Annotated in this window: 20 protein-coding genes and 1 tRNA gene; 10 read left to right on the top strand and 11 right to left on the bottom strand. The window is 71.5% G+C overall.

Going from position 1 to position 19,167, the window contains the following annotated elements; genetic code table 11:
* Positions 1–86: 86 nt before the first annotated feature.
* The 3 genes from MMSR116_RS08790 to MMSR116_RS08800 all read left to right on the top strand — a co-directional run bounded on the left by MMSR116_RS08790 (position 87) and on the right by MMSR116_RS08800 (position 1,396).
* Positions 87–410 carry a hypothetical protein gene (locus tag MMSR116_RS08790; protein WP_010684757.1) on the top strand — a complete coding sequence of 108 codons (324 nt, stop codon included), beginning with the start codon at positions 87–89 and terminating at the stop codon, positions 408–410.
* Between the two features lie 18 nt (positions 411–428).
* Entirely contained in the window at positions 429–848 is a 420-nt protein-coding gene (locus MMSR116_RS08795; RefSeq protein WP_010684758.1) for a hypothetical protein, read from the top strand.
* A 272-nt stretch (positions 849–1,120) separates the two neighbouring features.
* Positions 1,121–1,396 carry a hypothetical protein gene (locus MMSR116_RS08800; RefSeq protein ID WP_158168648.1) on the top strand — a complete coding sequence of 92 codons (276 nt, stop codon included), beginning with the start codon at positions 1,121–1,123 and terminating at the stop codon, positions 1,394–1,396.
* A 24-nt stretch (positions 1,397–1,420) separates the two neighbouring features.
* On the opposite strand, the gene MMSR116_RS08805 is transcribed toward MMSR116_RS08800, so the two are convergent.
* The 9 genes from MMSR116_RS08805 to MMSR116_RS08840 form a co-directional block, all read right to left on the bottom strand.
* A complete protein-coding gene (locus MMSR116_RS08805; protein ID WP_010684760.1) occupies positions 1,421–2,170 on the bottom strand; it encodes a hypothetical protein in 750 nt (249 codons plus the stop codon).
* A gap of 38 nt (positions 2,171–2,208) precedes the next feature.
* The gene (locus MMSR116_RS32505) at positions 2,209–2,496 is read right to left on the bottom strand and encodes a DUF6538 domain-containing protein (protein ID WP_432419891.1); all 288 of its coding nucleotides are present in this window, start codon (positions 2,494–2,496) and stop codon (positions 2,209–2,211) included.
* 86 nt (positions 2,497–2,582) lie between these two features.
* A tRNA-Ser gene (locus tag MMSR116_RS08810) sits at positions 2,583–2,674 on the bottom strand.
* A gap of 12 nt (positions 2,675–2,686) precedes the next feature.
* Positions 2,687–3,511 carry a glycosyltransferase family 2 protein gene (locus MMSR116_RS08815; protein ID WP_039893684.1) on the bottom strand — a complete coding sequence of 275 codons (825 nt, stop codon included), beginning with the start codon at positions 3,509–3,511 and terminating at the stop codon, positions 2,687–2,689.
* 44 nt (positions 3,512–3,555) lie between these two features.
* Positions 3,556–4,824 (bottom strand): diaminopimelate decarboxylase, encoded by a 1,269-nt coding sequence (lysA, locus tag MMSR116_RS08820; RefSeq protein ID WP_010684762.1) that lies wholly within the window; start codon positions 4,822–4,824, stop codon positions 3,556–3,558.
* Between the two features lie 133 nt (positions 4,825–4,957).
* Positions 4,958–5,308 (bottom strand): LPS translocon maturation chaperone LptM, encoded by a 351-nt coding sequence (lptM, locus tag MMSR116_RS08825; RefSeq protein WP_010684763.1) that lies wholly within the window; start codon positions 5,306–5,308, stop codon positions 4,958–4,960.
* A 114-nt stretch (positions 5,309–5,422) separates the two neighbouring features.
* Positions 5,423–5,725 carry a hypothetical protein gene (locus MMSR116_RS08830; RefSeq protein WP_010684764.1) on the bottom strand — a complete coding sequence of 101 codons (303 nt, stop codon included), beginning with the start codon at positions 5,723–5,725 and terminating at the stop codon, positions 5,423–5,425.
* A gap of 144 nt (positions 5,726–5,869) precedes the next feature.
* Positions 5,870–6,604, bottom strand: coding sequence for a hypothetical protein (locus tag MMSR116_RS08835; protein WP_039893756.1), 735 nt, complete (start codon positions 6,602–6,604; stop codon positions 5,870–5,872).
* A gap of 109 nt (positions 6,605–6,713) precedes the next feature.
* Entirely contained in the window at positions 6,714–7,334 is a 621-nt protein-coding gene (locus tag MMSR116_RS08840; RefSeq protein ID WP_010684766.1) for a DUF1134 domain-containing protein, read from the bottom strand.
* 242 nt (positions 7,335–7,576) lie between these two features.
* Between MMSR116_RS08840 and MMSR116_RS08845 the strand changes: the two genes are divergently transcribed.
* Entirely contained in the window at positions 7,577–8,053 is a 477-nt protein-coding gene (locus MMSR116_RS08845; RefSeq protein WP_106428279.1) for a YHS domain-containing (seleno)protein, read from the top strand.
* Here MMSR116_RS08845 and MMSR116_RS08850 read toward each other — a convergent pair.
* Both MMSR116_RS08850 and MMSR116_RS08855 read right to left on the bottom strand, forming a co-directional pair.
* A complete protein-coding gene (locus MMSR116_RS08850) occupies positions 8,034–8,900 on the bottom strand; it encodes a 3'(2'),5'-bisphosphate nucleotidase CysQ family protein (RefSeq protein WP_010684768.1) in 867 nt (288 codons plus the stop codon). The genes MMSR116_RS08845 and MMSR116_RS08850 overlap by 20 nt on opposite strands.
* 121 nt (positions 8,901–9,021) lie before the next feature.
* Positions 9,022–11,949 (bottom strand): bifunctional [glutamine synthetase] adenylyltransferase/[glutamine synthetase]-adenylyl-L-tyrosine phosphorylase, encoded by a 2,928-nt coding sequence (locus tag MMSR116_RS08855; protein ID WP_010684769.1) that lies wholly within the window; start codon positions 11,947–11,949, stop codon positions 9,022–9,024.
* 411 nt (positions 11,950–12,360) lie between these two features.
* Between MMSR116_RS08855 and chpT the strand changes: the two genes are divergently transcribed.
* The 6 genes from chpT (at position 12,361) to MMSR116_RS08885 (ending at position 19,026) form a co-directional block, all read left to right on the top strand.
* Complete coding sequence (gene chpT, locus MMSR116_RS08860) at positions 12,361–13,086, top strand: histidine phosphotransferase ChpT (protein ID WP_010684770.1); 726 nt, start codon at positions 12,361–12,363, stop codon at positions 13,084–13,086.
* A 103-nt stretch (positions 13,087–13,189) separates the two neighbouring features.
* Positions 13,190–15,922: a hybrid sensor histidine kinase/response regulator gene (locus MMSR116_RS08865; RefSeq protein WP_010684771.1), complete on the top strand. Its 2,733-nt coding sequence runs from the start codon at positions 13,190–13,192 to the stop codon at positions 15,920–15,922.
* A gap of 58 nt (positions 15,923–15,980) precedes the next feature.
* Entirely contained in the window at positions 15,981–16,484 is a 504-nt protein-coding gene (locus MMSR116_RS08870; RefSeq protein ID WP_010684772.1) for a chemotaxis protein CheW, read from the top strand.
* Positions 16,485–16,494: 10 nt separating this feature from the next.
* Complete coding sequence (locus MMSR116_RS08875) at positions 16,495–16,887, top strand: response regulator (RefSeq protein ID WP_010684773.1); 393 nt, start codon at positions 16,495–16,497, stop codon at positions 16,885–16,887.
* Between the two features lie 52 nt (positions 16,888–16,939).
* Positions 16,940–18,163, top strand: coding sequence for a chemotaxis-specific protein-glutamate methyltransferase CheB (gene cheB / locus MMSR116_RS08880; RefSeq protein WP_010684774.1), 1,224 nt, complete (start codon positions 16,940–16,942; stop codon positions 18,161–18,163).
* The gene (locus MMSR116_RS08885) at positions 18,160–19,026 is read left to right on the top strand and encodes a CheR family methyltransferase (protein WP_010684775.1); all 867 of its coding nucleotides are present in this window, start codon (positions 18,160–18,162) and stop codon (positions 19,024–19,026) included. Before cheB ends, MMSR116_RS08885 begins: the two co-directional genes overlap by 4 nt.
* Positions 19,027–19,167 lie beyond the last annotated feature (141 nt).

Here is a 19,167-nt window from a genome sequence, read left to right on the forward strand (position 1 = left end):
ACCTTCGCCTATGACGGGGCCGGTCAGCTGGTCGCGGCGCGGGGGGCGGGTCGGAGGTTCTGCTGGAGTGGGACGGGCTCGGCCGGGTGGTGGCCGAGACGGTGGACGGGCGGCGTGTCGAGAGCCGGTACGATTGCTGCGGCAAACGGGTGGAACGGGCGGGGCTCGGCGGCCGGGTGGAGAGCCGATACGACCCGCTGGGTGCGCTGACGGCGCTGGAGATCGCCGGGCACGGCCCGCTCACCCTAGATCACGACGCGGCGGGGCGGGAGCTGCGCCGGGCGAGCGCGGCGGGGTTCGTGCTGGAGAGCACCTGGGACGCGGCGGGCCAGCTGGTGCGGCAGGTCGGCGGCCGGGGGCGGAGTTCCGGCTCGGGTGCCGGGAAGGTGCTGGAGCGGGTGTATGGCTGAGACCGGGCGTACGCGCCGGTGTCGGTGTCCGACCTGCGCTGGGGCCGGGGCGGATATCGGTACGACCGCAACGGCCAAGTGGTCGAGGGCCGGCACGGGGACGGGTCTGCGGAGCGGTACGGCTACGACGCGGCCCTGAACGTGGCGGAGTTCGCGGAGGCGGGGGCGGGACCTGCGAGTGGTCTGGTCCAGGCAGTGTCGTACGGGCGGGATCCGACAGGTGGGCTTCGAGCGTGGCGTGGCACGCCTGGAGGCCGGATAGAGACGGCGCATGGTCCTTCGGGCGAGCGGGTGACGTACCGGCACGATGTCTGCGGGCGCGTGGTCGAGCGGGTGCTGGAGCGGGACGGGTTCCGGCCGCGTAAGTGGCTCTACCGGTGGGACGGCGAGGACCGCCTGGTCGGCTGTACGACGCCCGTGGGCGAGATGTGGGCGTAAGGCTACGATCCGTTCGGGCGGCGGCTGTGGATGCGGCGCACGGATACGAGGTCGGACGCTGCGGCGAGCGATGGTCCCGTGGGGACGGCGTATGGCTGGGACGGGGATCTGCTGAGCGCGGAGGCGCCGCTCGGGGCCGATGGCTCGGCGGACTGGGCTCGGGCGACGATCTGGCACTACGAGCCCGGGACGTTCCGGCTCCCACTCGCCCGCGGCGTTTCCCTTGCCTTTCTGTCTATCGCGATCTTCCCCCTAATGAACGCACTGCTCGCTTGGGCGCTGCCGCTGCGGCGATTGTCGAGCGGACCGGCCACAGCGCGGCGGCTGCCGATGACCGGAATCGCTCAATCACAGGTGAAATCGACCTGATACTCCGGGATCCGACGGATCGCGTCGAACATGATCTCGATGGGGTATCGGCCGTATCGCTCCCCCTCGGTTCTAGGTGCGTGGCCTTGTATGGCGTCGAGCACAGCCGGATCGATGCCTGCTCGCTGGCCAACGGTCTTGAAGCGATGTCGCCAGCCAAGGTCCGAATCAACCCCTAGATCCGTCACGCCGAGCGAGCGCACTCATGCGGCCAGCCGCTCGCCGACTTTCTTGTAGATCGGGTGGGCTTTGGAACAGCCGCGGGTTCGGGCCGGATCCTGGAAAAGCGGTCGCGAACCTCTCGAACCCGCGAACGAGAGAAAGCCTTGAGCGACGAGATGCGGATGCAAGGGAACGTCCCTCCAAAGGCCCGTTTTGGCCGACCCGGCCTCGGGCGTGATCCGAACGATCCAGATCCCGTGTACTTGTCGGACGTCGCTCCCACGCAGCTGGGTCATCTCGTTCAAGCGGGCGCCGTCATAGGCGCAGAGCCACGGGACCCATCTTCGGGCAGCGGCATGCTCGATCGAGAGCTTGGCGGGCGGCTCTTGTAGGGAGCCGCGCAGGATCGTCAGGGCTTCGTCGTCGGTAAAGTCCCGGTCCCGCGATAGCACCGGCCTCGGCGTCTTCACGACCACGCCCGTGGCCACGTTGGCTTCCAGGCGACCGCCCGCGACGCCGTAATTCATGATGGCTTTCACCGCACTGAGGTACGGCGTGCGGACCGTATTCGCCGATCGACCGGAACCGAGCAGCTTCTCCTTCCAGTCGATGAGATCACGGCGGGAGACCGAGGCGAGATCGTCGCGGCCGAGAGCGGCTTCCAATTCGGCCATTACGCCCGACCATCGTTTCACCGTAGCGGGCGCAAGATTCGCTTCGGCGGCACAGGCCGCAAGCAAACGGCGCCAAGGTACGGGCGGGCCAGTGCCGGTGTCGCGTGCGACCGACATTGATGCGTCCGGCGACGAGGCGCCGGGTTCCGGCCGCCTCAAGCATGAGGTGGCGATACCTCCGATCCGCCGTTCGCGATTGCGAGGAACGCTTGGCGGGGGGCCTGCTCGAAGGAATGGCCGCCCCTCAGGTTGGACCAGGAATCTTCGACCTCACAGACCTTCCGAAGGAATCGAACGCGCGCCAGCAGCGGGTCCTTGGTTCCGAGAGACTCCTTCACTTCGCTCCTTCGAAGGAGCGGCTTCAGGTCCTTCGGAACGCGACACCTATACCAGTAGACGCCCGACTTCGGGGGCCGCCATGGGCGGGACAGCGGGAGAACCATGGTGTAGCACCCATGTGTACCACCCGGCGCTCCGCAACTATCTCAGAAAAATAAGCTTTTTGGGTTTAAGCCACTTGCGGGGCGAGTGGCGGAGACGGAGGGATTCGAACCCTCGATACCCATTTCTGGGTATGCTCATTTAGCAAACGAGTGCCTTCAGCCGCTCGGCCACGTCTCCGGCGCTCTGGCTCTAGAAGGTCGGATCGGGCGGGTCAACCCGATCCCGGCGGGCTGCGGCGAGGCGGCGGCGTTCCACGTGCTTGGCGACGCGCAGGTGACGCGAGATCGCGTAGTTCATCGCCGTCAGGAAGCCGTAAGTGCCGCGCACGAAATGGCGGCGGCCGAGATAGGCCTTGAGGAAGTTGCCCGGTAACTCGACGAAGACGCGCCAGTCCGGGATCACGACGCCCCGCGCCTCGAGATCGTCCGCCTGCTGGTCCGAGTAGCGGTTGAGCTTGTCCAGCTGGTCGCCCAGCGAGCGCACCGAGAAATGGTGGATCACGCCCTTGAGCCGCCCCGGGGTCACGCCGGGCTCCAGGGCGACGCGGTCGTGGACTGGAGAGGCGGAGTAGCGGCCCCGATCCTTCCGATAGAGCCGCACCGGGGTCAGCGTGTAGGCGAGCGGGTGCGGGCGGCGCTCACCCGGGAAGATCTCGGCGATCCCGACCCGCCAAGCCGGCCGCCGCGGCTCGCCCGAGGCGAACAGGGTACGGATTTCCCGGGCGAGCGTCTCCGGCACCACCTCGTCGGCGTCGAGGTTCAGGAGCCAGGTATGCCGGCACTGATCCTCGGCAAACCGCTTCTGCGGGCCGTAGCCCGGCCAGGGATTGTGGATCACCCGCGCGCCGAGCGAGGCCGCGAGCGCCTGCGTCCCGTCCGTGGAACCGGAGTCGATCACCACGAGGTCGTCGGTCAGGTCGCGCACCGCCTGGATCGTCGCCCCGAGCCGATCCACCTCGTTGTGGGCGATGATGAACACCGACACGGGTAGGGGACTGGCCGGACCCGCCGACATCGCGGAGGCGGGTCCGGCGAGGCCGCCGCCCGTCCGAGCCCCCCTCACTCCAGCCAGTCCGGCAGGCGGTCGAGGGCGACGAGGGCCTCGACGTCGACGCGCGGCCGCACGATCGCGGCACGGTCTCCCCGGACCAGGACCTCCGGCACGAGCGGCCGGGTGTTGTAGGTGCCGGACTGGACCGCCCCGTAGGCGCCAGCGGTCATCACGGCGATCAGGTCACCGGCCTTCACGGCGGGCATCTCGCGGTTCAGCGCGAGATAGTCGCCGCTCTCGCAGACCGGGCCGACCACGTCGACCACGTGATGCGCGGTTTCCGGGCCGGGTTCGATGATCGGGCGCAGGCCGTGATAGGCCTCGTACAGGGTCGGGCGAATCAGGTCGTTCATCGCCGCGTCGACGATCACGAACGTGCGCCCCTCGCTGTGCTTCACGTACAGCACCTGGGTCACCAGGATCCCGGCGTTGCCGGCGATCATCCGGCCGATCTCGAAGACCGGCCGCAAACCCAGCGGCGCGAAGTGGGGCCGCAGGGTCGCCGCCAGGGCGGCCGGGTCCGGCGGCGGGGCGTTGTCGTCGCGGTAGGGGATCCCGAGGCCGCCGCCGAAATCGATGTGGCGCAGGGGATGGCCAGCGGCCATCAGCTGCCGGGCGAGGTCGGCGAGCAAGTGCGCCGCGTCGGCGAAGGGAGCGAGGTCGGTGATCTGGCTGCCGATATGCATGTCGACGCCGTGCACCGCGAGGCCCGGCAGCGACGCGGCCGCGGCGTAGACCGCCGGGGCCCGGGTGATCGGGATGCCGAACTTGTTCTCGTACTTGCCGGTGGAGATCTTGGCGTGCGTGCCGGCATCCACATCCGGATTCACCCGGATCGAGACCGGTGCCTTGAGGCCGAGGCCCACGGCGACCTCGGAGAGTTGTGCCAGCTCCGGCTCGCTCTCGACATTGAAGCAGAAGATGCCGGCAGCGAGCGCCGCCTCCATCTCGGCGCGGGTCTTGCCGACGCCCGAGAAGACGATCTTGCCGGGATCGACCCCGGCCGCCAGGGCCCGGTGCAGTTCGCCTCCCGAGACGATGTCCATGCCGGCGCCCTGGCCCGCGAGGGTACGCAGGACAGCCTGGTTCGAGTTCGCCTTCATGGCGAAGCAGACCAGCGCATCGTCGCCCGCGAAGGCCTCCGCGAAGACGCGGTAGTGCCGCTCCAGGGTGGCGGTGCTGTAGCAGTAGAACGGGGTGCCGACCTCCGCGGCGAGGTTCGTCAGGGCGACATCCTCGGCGTGCAGGTGCCCGTCGCGGTACTGGAAGTGGTGCATCTCGGCCGTGTTCTCGTCTGGCGCCGGGGCGCTGGGCTGTTTCCCGTGAAACATCCGGCCGCGGGCCGACGCGCGTTCCGGGTTCCCGGCGGCACGGCACGACGGCGCGGAGCGGCGCTCCGGCCCCCGCCCTCTACAGCAGCGGGTCCAGAATGAAAGGCTCCTTCGGGACGCGGTAGCGGCGGCGTGCCCCGCGGCTGGTCTCCACCGGCGCGTCGGTGCCGCCCGGCGGCACGGCCGCCACGGACAGCTCGTCGCCCGCGCGGACCGCGGCCGGGTCCGGCTCGGGCGCGCCGCCGCCGAGACCCACCGAGACCGGCAGCGTCCTGCGGCCGCTCACCGTGTCCGTGCCCGCCTGCGCGGCGGCTTTGGCGGGAGCGGATGTCTGGGGCGGTTCGAGGGCTCCGCGCCGCCCGCAGGCGGAGACCGCGAGGGCGACGAGGCCGGACACGGCCAGACGTTTCAGGGCAGGGGTCGACAACATCGCGCGAGGGTCCGGCGGGCTCGGCGCCGGCCCGCGAGGGCCGGCGGAAGCGCTACCTTAGCCGTTGCCACGCCCCGGCGCGAGCGCGCAGCCGCCACAGGGCGGCCACGACCCTCAGCCCCGGCGTTCCTTGCCGCCCTGCGACCCCTGCCGACCCTTGGGCGGCGCGCTCTGCTCCTGCTCGGCCTCGTAGGCGTCGATGGCGCGGCGGCAATTCTCGCTGAGCTTCTTCCAGTTCTTCTGGAAGCACGCATCGGTGGCCGGATCGTCGGGAGCCAGGTTGCCGCAGTAGGTCAGGTAATCGCCGGTGCAGTACTTCTTGAGGGTCTCGTTCCCCCGCTTCGACTGCTGTGCCGCCGCCGGCAGCGTCAGGGCGAAGGCCGCCGCGATGGCGAGGACGATCGGCTTCAGGCGCATGGGTATCCGTACCGTTTGTCGAAGGTGAAACATGGGGGCAAGTCCGGGCTGCGATGATGCCTTTGCGTGGTCGAAACAAGGCCGTCGTCGCGCGCCACCGTACCGGACCGTCCCGAATGGGCTCGATCCCGGATGCGGAAGCGGTCAGACGCGCTCGGGTTGCGGAACCGGGTAGGCGGCCCGCGGCATCCGGCCGGGGCTCGTGAGCGCGTCGGCGACTTCCGCGATTCGCCGCCGCAGATCCGCGTTCTCCCGCTCGATGCCGGCGTGATGGCCCGCGGACCGCTCCTCAGTCCGATCCGCCTGCCGGTCCGCCAAGGTCAGGGCCAGGGCTTCCTCCGCTGCCTTCAGGCTGGCGCGCAGGTCGTCGCGCTCGGCCGCCAGGGCCAAGGCGTCCGCACCGGCCTCCGCACCGGCGGCCGGGGCATGCACCCCCCGACGCATCGCCAGGAGGCTGTCGAGCAGGTCCGCGTGCGCCTCTTCGAGGGCCTGGAGGGTGGCGAGGCTCGCCGTCCCGTCCTCACGGGCGACGGCGAGTTCGGTCTCGAGTTCCCGGGACTTGGCCTGGGCCAGGGCGATGTTGGAGTCGCGGGCCGCGACGTCGCGGGTGAGGGCGGCGACGCGCATCGTCCCGGCACCGATCGCCGCCATGTCGGCTTGCCGCTTGGCCTCTGCGGTCTCGACACGACGCTCCAGTCGGCGCTGCTGGACGGCGAACTGCGCCCGCAGGAAGTCGCGCTCGGCGGCGATCTCAGCCGGCGACAGGGGCAGGCGCGCCTCGGCCCGCCGCCGCTCCAGGCGTGTGGCGCGCGCGTTGAGGGCCGGCAGCAGCAGCAAGCCGCACAGGCTCGCCGCCAGGAAGCCCAGCGCGAAGATCATCACCGTTTCGATCACGAGGGAACAGCCCGCGCATCCGGCCGGAAGGCCCGGCCCGCCACCACTCTAGCCCAGGTCGGCCGCGAGGGTGAAATCGAAACCCGCCGGACAATCAGAACGGGTTCCAAGTCGGCTCCCGGGTGAACTTGAGATACCCGACATTGATGCCCAGCCGCGCGCCGACGCCGCTGCGGATCGGCACTACGATGATCCGGTCGTTCACCACCGCGGTCATGCCGAAGCCGCCCACCAGATAGGCCGAACCGTCGACGCCGGCGAAGCGACGGTACAGCTCCCGGACGTTCGGCAGGTTGTAGACCAGCATCATGGTGCGCGCCCCGTCGCCGCCGACGTCGAAGCCGAGGGAGGGGCCCTGCCAGTAGATACGCCGCTGGCCGGCATTGCGCGTGTAGAGCGTGCCCTCGCCGTAGCGGACGCCGGCCACCACCGCGCCGCCGCCCTCCTGGCCGAGGATGTAGCCGTTCGGCTCGCCCCAGCGCCGGCCCGCCTCCTCGACGGTGAGCGCGAGGCCGCGGGACACCGAGCCGAAGAAGCGGTGGCCCGATTCCACGATCTCACCGGGGCGGAAGGTCTCGGGCGTGTCGAGATCCTCGCCGCGTGCCAGCGCCGCGCCCGCGGCGCCGAGGCCGGCGAGGGGAGAGCCGAGCGCCAGGGCGAGGCCCGCGCGCAGCAGGTGGCGGCGGTGGGTGCCGCGATCGTCTCGTGCCGTCATCGTTGTCTCCTCGCCCGGTTCGATTAACGGTTCGTGCGATGGACCTGTGCCGCTCCCGCCCCGTCGGTCGGCAGCGGCCGCACCCGCGGCCCGGAGCGGCCTGGGCGCCGTCATCCATTCGGGCCTGCGTCCAACGAGGCCCGGGCGAATGAGTCGGACCAGCTTCTGAGGGAATTCGCAAGATGTGGTTAACGCGTCCCGACCCCGCACCCGGCCGGCCAAGCGGGCCGCGGCGAGCCTGCATGCTTGCTGGCACGCTTGCCTGCGCTGGTGCCCTTGCCGCCGGACTCGGAACGGCCTTGCCGATCCGGGCCGAGCCGACCGGGACGCGGATCGCGCTCCTGACGCTCAACGGCTTCGACCCCGTCAGCTACTTTCTGGAGGGCGGACCTGCGGCGGGCTCGGCGCGGTTCGAACTGTCCTGGGGCGGGCAGGTCTGGCGCTTCGCCAACGGCGCCAACCGCGAGGCCTTCCGGGACGATCCGCGGGCCTACGCGCCGCGCCTCGGCGGCTACGACGCCGCCGGCATCCTGGACGGGCGGCTCGTGGACGCGGATCCCCTGGTCTTCGCGGTGATCGGCGCGCGCCTCTACCTGTTCCGGGATGCGGGGCGCCGGGCGCGGTTCCTGGCGGATCCGGGCCTGGCCGAGCAGGCGGAGGCGGCCTGGCCCGGCCTGCGGGGCCTGCAGGATGTCCCGGTCACGGATGCGCCGCGCTGAGCTGCGCCGACCGGCTTCCGCACGACGGGAGGGCGAGCCGGGACGCCAGTGCCGGATCCCCCAGCGCCGCGAAGGGGCCGTTGCGGTGGTCGGGCCCGTTCTCGCCGTAGCGGATCGGGCCACCGCCCGGCACCACCACGCAGCCCCCGGCCGCCGCCACGATGTGGTCGCCCGCCGCCGTGTCCCACTCCATGGTGGGGCCGCAGCGCACGTAGATGTCCGCCTCGCCGGCCGCGATCAGGCCGAACTTGAGGGCGGAACCGACCTGGCGCGTCTCCAGGACGGGGAGGGCGGCGAGGCAGGTGGCGGTCTCGGCATCGCCGTGCCGCCGGCTGCCCAGGGCGACGAGACCGGTTTCCGGAACGGCGCGCGCGTGCACCGGCCGGCCGATGCCCGGCCGGCCCGCGATCACCGCGGCCTCGACCGTCGCCGAACCCGCCCACCAGACCCGGCCGAGGCCGGGGGCGGCCAGCGCCGCCGCCACGGGGCGCGCGCCGGCCACCAGGGCGATGTTGACCGAGTAATCCGGCGTTCCGGCCAGGAAGTCGCGGGTGCCGTCCAGGGGATCGACCAGGAAGAAGGTGTCCCCGGGGCGCGCCGTCGCGTCCTGGGCGCGCTCCTCGGCGACCACGGCGATGCCGGGAAACCGCTCCGTCAGGGCGGCGACGATCAGGTCCTCGGCCTCGACGTCGGCGGCGCTCGACGGAGAGCCGTCCGGCTTCAGGGCGTGCGGGCAGGGGCCCCGGTGATAGCGGCGCAGGATCTCGCCCGCCGCGCAGGCGATCTCGGCGAGCACCGCGGCGATCCGCTCGCGCTCAGGCCCCGAGATCGTCGTCGCGCCCGTCATGGTTCCTCCCAAGACCGCTCTGAATGCCCGAGCGCGGAGGCGATGTCGACGGGTTTCGATACCGGTCGGGACGGGCTGCTCGGTCGACGCACCGAGCCCGGCGGGTTCTGGACCCGCACTTCTAGGATTCAGAATGCGATCGCACCGTCCTGCGGATCCGCGCCAGCAGGGCCTGGCTCCGGCGCCGGTGGCGGCGCAGTTCCGCCGCGAGGCTGCGTGCGTCCGGCAGGCTCACGGCCTTGGCGATCTGCCGGGCCGCGGTTTCGGACGGTTCCGCGGTGGGATCGGCCATCACCAGCCGCTGCCACTGATAGACCGCGTCGAGGAACCCGTAGGTCTCGGCGAGGGGCGCCGCGGCGCCGTCCGGCAGGAGACCGCGTGCCCCGGCCTCGCGGAAGACGACCTCGGCGCCGAGGCCGATGCAGCCCGGCCATTCACCGGCATGGCTCAGCACGATGGCCTGGGCCAGGAAGTCGAGGTCGAACAGCGCCCCCGGCGCGAGCTTCAGGTCGTAGGAGCCGCCATGGCCGCGCTCGCGGGCGACGAGCGCGCGCATCGCCCCCGCCTCGGCGCAGACCGCGGCCGGGTCGCGCGGACGCCCGAGGATCCCGGCGATCTCGGCCGTGACCGCTTCGCCCAGGGTCGCGTCGCCGGCCACGACGCGCGCCCGGGCGAGCGCCATGTGCTCCCAGAGTTCCGCTTCACCCCCGTGATAGGCCGCGAAGCCGCTGAGCTGGACGGCGGGCGGGCTGTGGCTTCCATAGGGCCGCAGCCGCAGGTCGACCGCATAGAGCCGCCCGCGCCGCGTCGCGGTGGTCAGCGCCGCGAACAGGCGCTGCGCCAGCCGGTTGTAGGCCACCACGGCGTCGAGGGGCCGCCGTCCGTCGCTGGTGCGGTCCTCGGGGTCGAAATCGTACAGGAACACGAGGTCGAGGTCGGATTCGGCGCTGAGCTGCCGCGATCCGAGCCGGCCGAGGGCGAGGACGCAGCATCGCCCCTTCGGCACGGCGCCGTGGTCCAGCCGGAAGCGGCGCTCCTCCGCCTCCAGGCTCAGCGCCACCGTCGCCTCGGCGACCGCCGTGTAGGCCTCACCGGCCCGGCGCGGCGTGAGGATGCCCGAGAGAAGCCGCGCGCCCGTCACGAAGGTCATCTGCCGCGTGGCGTCCCGGCAGCGGTCGAGGAACTCCTCGTGGCTCGCCGGCTCTCCCACCAGGGCGCGGTACTGGGCGCGCACCGTGTCGGGATCGGTGGTCGGCGTCACGAAGTCCGCGTCGAGGACGGTGTCGAGGACGTGCGGGCTCAGGCCCACCGTGTCGGCGAGGCGCGGCGCAGTCCCGAGGATGTCGGCGAACAGGAGCCGCAGGCGCTCGTGCGAGCGCAGGATGGCGAGGAGTTCGGTCACCGCGGGCATCCGCGCGAAGGCCCGGTCGAGGGCCAGCAGCGCCGCGTCCGGGTCGGCCGTGCCGCCGAGCGCCCGCAGGAGGCCCGGGAGCGTCTCGGCCAGGATCTCGCGCGCGCGGCCGGCCCGCAGGGCCGGGCGGCGCCCGAGATGCCAGCCCTGCACGGTCTCCCAGGCGAGCGCCGGGTCGCGGAACCCGAAGGCGCCGAGCCTTGCCAGGGTTGCGGGGTCGGGCTCGGTCTCGCCGAAGACGAGGGTGTCGTCCTCGGGCTCCGCGGATTCGAACAGCAGGGCGTAATGCGCCTGCACCCGGCCGCAATGGTGCAGCAGGGCCGTCTCGAAGGCCTCCAGATCGGGAAACCCCGAGAACAGCGCCAGCCCGGTCAGCGCCTCGGTGCCGGTGGGCAGGCGCTGGGTCTGCTCGTCCCGGACCATCTGGACCCGGTGCTCCAGGGTGCGCAGGAAGTCGTAGGCCGCGCGCAGCTCGTCCCGGGCCTGCCCGTCGATCCAGCCCTCGGCGACGAGGCAGCCCAGCATCGCGACGGTGCGCCGGCCCCGCAGGGCTGGCTTGCGGCCGCCGAAGACGAGCTGCTGCGTCTGGACGAAGAACTCGATCTCCCGGATGCCGCCACGGCCGATCTTGATGTCGTGGCCGGCGACCGCGATGGTCTCGTGGCCGCGGACCATGTGGATCTGCCGCTTCAGGGCGTGGATCTCGGCGATGGCCGGGAAGTCGAAGTGCCGCCGCCAGATGAACGGCGCGAGTTCGGCGAGGAACGCCTCGCCGGCCGGGATGTCGCCGGCGATGGGCCGGGCCTTGATGAAGGCGGCGCGCTCCCAGTTCTGGCCCAGCGTCTGGTAGTAGTCGAAGGCGAAGCCGGTGGAGAGCGCCACCGCGGTGGAGCCCGGGTCCGGCCGCAGCCGGTAATCGATGCGGTGGACGTAGCCGTCCGCAGTCCGGTCGGCCAGGAGCTTCACCAGCCCCTGCGCGAGCTTGACGTAGAACGCCTTCGGATCCCCGCCCGTCGCCGCCGCGGCGGGCTCGGCCTCGTAGAAGACGACGAGGTCGATGTCGCTCGAATAGTTCAGCTCGCAGCCGCCGAGCTTGCCGAGCCCGAGGACGATCAGGCCGGACCCGTCCTGCGGCCTGTCCGGGTCCGCCGCCGTGAAGCGCCCGGCCGCCATCCCCTGCCGGAGCAGCGCCTCGGTGGCGGCGCTCACCGAGGCGTCGGCGAAGGCCGACAGGGCCTGGACCACCGCGTCGAGATCCCAGCAACCGCCGAGATCGGCGAGCGCGACCAGCAGCGCGTGCGCCTGCCGGTTGCGCCGCAGCCGCCGGCCGACCTCGGCGAGATCGGGATTCGCCCCGCAGGCCCCCCCGACCGCCCGTTGCCGGGCGATGATGTCCCGGCTGGCGGCGTCCGGCGGCTGGTTCAGCAGGGCGACGAGATGGTCCGGCGCGCGCGTGGCGGCCTGCCAGAGGAACGGCGAATGGTCGGCGAGGCCGAGCAGCAGGTCGCGGCAGGCGGGGGTCAGGAAACCCGGCGGGAAGGCGCCCTCGATCTCGGCGAGCCGGGCCCGCGCGGCGTCCGGGTCGGCGAGCCTCAGGCGGGGGCTCAGGCTCTCGCGCAGGGTCGGGGCGGGCTGCATCGGGCGAACCTCCGCGTCAGAGGGCAGGGCGCACGCACATGGGCACGATCGCGCCGCCGGTCCAACCCCCCGGTGCGCCGCCTCCCCAGGGCGCGGCGGGCTGGGGCGGCCAGGCCTGGCTCACGCCGCCGCGGGCGTAGGCCGCCGGTCCGGCGCCGCGATCACGGTTGGCGGCGCAGGCCCGAATCGACGGTGCCGCCGGCCCTCGGTGCCGCCCGGTAACGCTTTTCAAAGCCGAACGTGGCGTCTATCCGTGCGGACCGGTCGTCGCCCCCGGTCCGACCTGCAGGCCGTGCGGGATCCCTTCGGGCGATTCGATCCGCCGCATCGGGCGGCCCAGAACCGGCATGCCCGTTCGGGATCCCGGCCCGCAGACGTCCGACTTCCAGATCCGCCCGCCCGGAGCGCACCATGTCCTCCCCGAACTCGTCCTCCCCGACCTCGCCCATCCTGGACCTCGACGGCCTCGACCTCGCCGCCCTGCTCTGCTCCCGGGTCTGCCACGACGTGATCAGCCCCGTCGGCGCGATCGTGAACGGGCTCGAAGTCCTGGAGGACGACCAGGACGAATCGATGCGCACCTTCGCGCTGGAACTCATCGGCAAGAGCGCTCGGCAGGCCTCGGCGCGGCTGAAATTCGCCCGGATCGCTTTCGGGGCGGCGGGCTCGGCCGGCGCCTCGATCGACCTCGCCGACGCCGAGGGCGTCGCCAAGGGCATGTTCGCCGACGACAAGACCAAGCTGACCTGGAGCGCGCCGCAGGCCCTGTTTCCCAAGAACAAGGTCAAGCTGCTCCTGAACCTCGTGATGATCGCGACCTCGGCGATCCCGCGCGGCGGGGTGATCGACGTCGTGGTGTCGGGCGACGGCGAGGCGCCCAGCCTCGTACTCAAGGCGAAGGGCTCGCATGCCCGCATCCCCCCGCACGTGGAGGAGCTGATGGCCGGCAGGCCCGAGAGCGGCACCGTCGACGCCCACGGCATCCTGCCGTTCTACGCCGGCCTCGTGGCCCGGGCCGCTGCCATGGATGTTCGTTTCGCCATCCAGGATGATGAAGTGACGATCAGCGCGACGCCCACAGTGATCGCGACACTTGATGCGGGTGATGGAGAAGCTTCGGACACGGCGCTCGCGTAAGATTCTTCAAAACAGCGGCGCGGGGTCGGAACGGAAACGCTTCCCTAACCCCGCGCGAGTAAGTAGGTTGCGCGAGACCTTCTCCGCGTAACGAGTAGCGCTTATGGACGACCTGCTTCGCGAGTTTCTGACCGAGAGCGGGGAGCATCTCGATACGGTCGACGCAGAACTAGTTCGGTTCGAGCAGGATCCGAATAACGAGACAATTCTTCGGAACATCTTTCGTCTCGTCCACACGATCAAAGGAACCTGCGGATTTCTCGGCCTTCCGCGCCTCGAGGCCTTGGCGCACGCCGCCGAGACCTTGATGGGCCGGTTCCGTGACGGTCTGCCCGCCACGTCGGCTTCGGTCACGCTGATTCTCCTGACGCTGGACCGGCTCAAGGCCATCCTGGCCGACCTGGAAGCCACCGGCACGGAGCCAGCCGGGTCGGACGACGACCTGATCTCGGCCCTGGAGCGCATGGCCGCGGGCACCGGCGAGCCCGAGCAGGCCGCCCCGCCACCGCCGCCGGAGCCGGTTCTGCCCGAGCCCGTGGCCCGCGAGCTGAAGCCCGGCGAGGTGTCCCTAGAGGACTTGGAGGCCGCATTCCTGGCGGCTCCGGGACCGGACGAATCGGATTTCGCCGCGCCGCCGCCCGCGCCGCCGCCCGTGCCCGCTTCGGTCGCCGCGGCCGCTTCCCCGGCCGTCAGCGCGGCCCCGGCAGCTGTGCCGGCACGGGCCGAGCCGGCCGAGGCCGAGCGGACCGAGCCGGCCCGGGCCGAGGCCGCCGAGGGCGAGACGACCGCTGCCGCCAAGAACCAGACGATCCGGGTGAATGTCGACACGCTCGAGCACCTGATGACCATGGTCTCGGAGCTAGTGCTGACCCGCAACCAGCTCCTGGAGATCGCCCGGCGGCACGAGGATTCGAGCTACAAGGTCCCGCTGCAGCGCCTGTCGCACGTGACGGCCGAGCTGCAGGAAGGCGTGATGAAGACGCGCATGCAGCCGATCGGCAACGCGTGGCAGAAGCTGCCGCGGGTGGTGCGCGACCTCTCTGCCGAACTCGGCAAGCAGATCGACCTCGTGATGGTCGGCGCCGAGACCGAACTCGACCGTCAGGTCCTCGAGGTCATCAAGGACCCGCTAACCCACATGGTCCGCAACTCGGCGGATCACGGCCTCGAATCGACTGCGGAGCGCGTTGCAGCGGGCAAGCCCGCCCGCGGCACGATCCGGCTCGCCGCCTACCACGAGGGCGGCACGATCACGATCGAGATCGCCGACGACGGCAAGGGCCTGAACCTCGCGGCGATCCGCAAGAAGGCGGTGGAGCGCGGGCTCGCCGCCCAGGCCGACATCGACCGGATGACCGACGCCCAGGTCGCCAAGTTCATCTTCCACGCCGGGTTCTCGACGGCGGCGGCGGTGACCTCGGTCTCGGGCCGCGGCGTCGGCATGGACGTGGTCAAGACCAACATCGAGACCATCGGCGGCCTGATCGACATCGCCACCACGGCGGGCCGCGGCACCACTTTCACCATCAAGATCCCCCTGACGCTGGCCATCGTGGCCGCCCTGATCGTGCGGGCCGGCGAGCACCGTTTCGCCCTGCCGCAGGTGGCGGTGCTGGAACTGGTGCGGGTCGATGCCGGGGCGCAGAGAGTCGAGCGCATCAACGGCGCGCCGGTGCTGCGGCTGCGCGAGCGGCTGCTGCCGATCGTCTCGCTGACCGGCCTGCTCGGACAGGCCGCGGCCGGCGCCGAGACGGAGCAGGCTGGGTTCGTGGTGGTGGCGCAGGTCGGGCGCGAGCGCTTCGGGATCCTCGTCGACGAGGTCTTCCACACGGAGGAGATCGTCGTGAAGCCGATGTCGGTGAAGCTGCGGCACATCCCGATGTTTGCCGGCAACACGATTCTGGGCGACGGCGCCGTGGTGCTGATCGTCGATCCGAACGGCGTGGCCCGCCAGGTGGCGCAGGGCGTCCAGGGCAGCAACAGCCACGGGGATGCCGACGCCGAGGCAGCCCTGGAGGTCGCCGACACCAAGACCACGCTGCTCGTGTTCAAGGGCGGTCAGGGCAGTTTCAAGGCGGTGCCGCTGTCGCTGGTGACCCGCCTCGAGGAGATCGAGTGCGCCAAGGTCGAGTGGCTCGGCGGCCGCGCGCTGATCCAGTATCGCGGGCGCCTGATGCCCCTGGTCCCGGCGGATGCCGCGATCACCATCAAGTCGGAAGGGACCCAGGCCCTCGTGGTGTTCTCGGACGGCGAGCGGGCCATGGGCCTCGTGGTGGACGAGATCGTCGACATCGTGGAGGAGCGGCTCGACATCGAGATCGCGGCCGACCGTTCGGACCTGATCGGCTCGGCGGTGCTGCGGGGCCGGGCGACCGACATCATCAACATCGCCCACTTCCTGCCGCTGGCCTACGACGACTGGGCGCGCGGCCTGAAGCGGCCCGAGCAGGTCTCCACGATCCTGCTGGTCGACGACTCGGCCTTCTTCCGCGACATGCTGAGCCCGGTGCTGAAGGCGGCGGGCTACCAAGTGGTCACGGCGGCGAGCGCGGACGCGGCGCTGGCGACCCTCCAGGCCGATCCCAAGATCGAGGCGGTGGTCACCGACCTGGAGATGCCGGGCCGCAGCGGCTTCGACCTCGTTGCCGCCATGCGCCGGGCCGAGCCGCGGCTCGCGGGACTTCCGGTGGTCGGCCTCACCGGGGCGATCGGCGCCGACGCGGTGGAGCGCGCCCGGGCGCTCGCGATCACCGACCTCGTGGCGAAGTTCGACCGGGCGGGCCTGATCGCGGCGCTCGCCGAGATCGGCGCCGCGGCGGTGTCGGAAGCCGCCTGATCGCCGCGCCGCACGCACCAAGTCGGTCGAGACCGACGATCGAATCCGGAGAGTTCCGATGCAGGCTGCCAACGCCAACGCCACCGCCGCCGAGACGGGCGCCACCGACGACTTCGTGACGGTCTATGTCGGCGAGACCCTGTTCGGGCTGGCGATCGAGCGGGTCCACGACGTGTTCGTCCCCTCGGGCGTGACGCCGGTCCCGCTGGCGCCGTCCGAGATCGTCGGCCTCCTGAACCTGCGCGGCCGCGTGGTGACGGCCATGAGTCTGCGCCGACGCCTGGGCATGCCCGACGCCGAGGCCGCGGCGGACGGGACCAAGGCCAACCCCCAGATGGCGATCGGCCTGGAACAGGCCGGCGAGACCTTCGCGCTGGTGGTCGACGGCGTCGGCGAGGTGCTCAAGCTCGGCGCCGACAGCCGCGAGGCTGTGCCGATCAACCTGGACTCGCGCTTCCGCGACCTCGCCACCTGTGTCCACCGCCTCGACGGTCGGCTCTTGGTGATCCTCGACGTGGACGCGCTCCTCGGCTTCACGACCGCCGGCGCCAAGGCGGCTTGAGGAGAGGGCAATGAAGGCGCCGCACCAGACAACCTGCCTCGTGGTGGACGATTCCGCGGTGATCCGGAAGGTCGCCCGGCGGATCATCGAGGATCTCGGCATGAACGTCAGCGAGGCCGAGGACGGCAGCGCCGCCCTCGAAGCCTGCGCGGCCAGCATGCCGGACGCGATCCTGCTCGACTGGAACATGCCGAACATGGATGGCTACGCGTTCCTCCAGGCCCTGCGCCGCAGCGAGGGAGGCGACGCGCCGAAGGTCCTGTTCTGCACCACCGAGAACGATATCGGCGCGATCGCCCGGGCGCTCCGGGCGGGGGCGGACGAGTACATCATGAAGCCCTTCGACCGCGACATCCTGACGGCCAAGCTCGAGCAGGTCGGCCTCGTCGCCGACGCGGCCTGACACCTTCGCTCCGACACCCCGACACCCGCGACCTGTCCCCGAGGCAAGCATCATGGCCCTCAGTCCCGCGGTCGCCCCGTTGCGCGCCCAGCCCGCCGCCCAGAGCACGACGACGTCCGCCGCCTCCGCGATCCGGGTGCTGGTGGCCGATGACTCCGCCGTGGTGCGCGGCCTCGTGGCCCGCTGGATCGGCGAGGCCGGGTTCGAGCTCGTCGGTACGGCCTCGAACGGCCGGATCGCCCTTGAGCTGATCGCCAAGCACGACCCGGACGTGGTCCTGCTCGACATCGAGATGCCGGAACTCGACGGCACGACCGCACTCCCGCGCATGCTTGCCATGAGCCCGAGCGTCCAGGTCGTGATGATGTCGACGCTGACGACGCGCAACGCCGACATCTCCCTGCGCTGCCTCGCCCTCGGCGCGGTGGACTACATCGCCAAGCCCGAGAGCAGCCGCGGCGTCACCACCTCGGACACGTTCCGGGCCGACCTGATCGAGCGGGTCCGGGTCTTCGGCTCCGCCCGCGCCCGGGCTCGGCGCCCGGTCCCGGCCCACGCCCCGGCCCATGCCCCGGCTCCCACGGGTTTCCCCGCCACGCCCGTCGCCGCGCCGGCCCCGCAGGCGGCCGCCGCCGCGCCTCGCCCCGCGACGCCCTTCACCCTCCGCCCCAAGGTGCGCAGCCGGACCCAGCCGCGTGCCCTGCTGATCGGCTCGTCCACGGGCGGACCCCGGGCGGTGGGCGAGATGCTGGAGGGGATCGGCGCGGCCGCCCTGCGCCGCGTGCCGGTCCTGATCGTCCAGCACATGCCGCCGATCTTCACGGCGGTGTTCGCGGAGCACCTCGCCACCCGCACCCGCCTCCCGGCCGCAGAGGGCAAGGCCGAGGAGCGGGTCGAGCCGGGCCGGATCTACGTGGCGCCAGGCGGCCGCCACATGGGCCTCGCCGCCGGGCCGAACGGCCCCGTCATCAAGCTCACCGACGGCCCGCCGGTGAACTTCTGCCGCCCCGCGGTCGACGTGCTGTTCAAGGATGCGGCGGTCGTGTTCGGGGCCGCCACCGCCACCGTGATCCTCACCGGCATGGGCTCCGACGGCACCAACGGAGCCCGGGCGCTCACGGAGGCCGGCGGGCCGGTGCTGGCCCAGGACGAGGCCACCAGCACGGTCTGGGGCATGCCGGGCAGCGTCGCCCGGGCCGGCCTCGCCGAGGCCGTCCTGCCGCTCCCCGAACTGGCGACGGCACTGCGCGCCATGATCACGGGGCAGCCGGCATGACCGAGCTCGAATTCGACTTCCTGCGCAGCTTCCTGAAGCAGCGCTCCGGCCTCGCGCTCACCGCCGAGAAGCGCTATCTCGTGGAGAGCCGGCTGACACCGGTCTGCCGCCGCTTCAGCCTCGCCAGCCTCGGCGAGCTCATCGGCGTCCTCAAGCTCGGCCAGAACGGGGCGATCGAGCGCGCCGTGGTCGAGGCGATGACCACGAACGAGACCTTCTTCTTCCGCGATCGGATCCCCTTCGACCTGTTCCGCGACACGCTGCTGCCGGAGCTGATGGTGCGCAACGCCAGCCGGCGCCGGCTGCGGATCTGGTGCGCGGCGGCCTCGACCGGGCAGGAGCCCTACTCGCTGGCCATGCTGCTCCAGGAGGCGGCGCCCCGGCTCGCAGGCTGGCAGATCGAGATCGTGGCGACCGACCTGTCCACCGAGGTTATCGAGAAGGCCAAGCTCGGGCTCTACAGTCATTTCGAGGTCCAGCGCGGCCTGCCGGTGCAATGGCTGATCAAGTTTTTTACCCAGGTCGGCGAGCAGTGGCAGATCGCCCAGAGCCTGCGCAGCATGGTGGATTACCGCCAGCTCAACCTGCTGCACACCTTCACGTCGCTGGGCCAGTTCGACGTGATCTACTGCCGCAACGTGCTGATCTACTTCGATGCACCGACCAAGTCGGACATCCTGGCGCGGCTCTCCGCTCAGCTGGCGCCGGAGGGTGCGCTCCTGCTCGGAGCGGCCGAGACGGTGATCGGCCTGACCGACCGGCTCTGCCCGCATCCGAAGCATCGCGGCCTCTACGGGCACGCCGTCCCCGCGGCGCGTTCCGCCGAGGTGTTGCCGCCGCTGCGCGTGGCCGCGAGCGTCTGACCGAGCTTCCGGTCCCCGTCTCGCGGTTGCGACCGGTTCCGTCATCGCGCGCGCCGGAGCGACCCCGGAGCGCGCGAAATCGGTGACGGAGCCGGATGGCTTCGTTCCGCTCGCGGAGATGGCGGCGCGGCTCTCGCTCGC

It is taken from the genome of Methylobacterium mesophilicum SR1.6/6 (genome assembly GCF_000364445.2).
GTDB lineage: Bacteria > Pseudomonadota > Alphaproteobacteria > Rhizobiales > Beijerinckiaceae > Methylobacterium > Methylobacterium mesophilicum_A.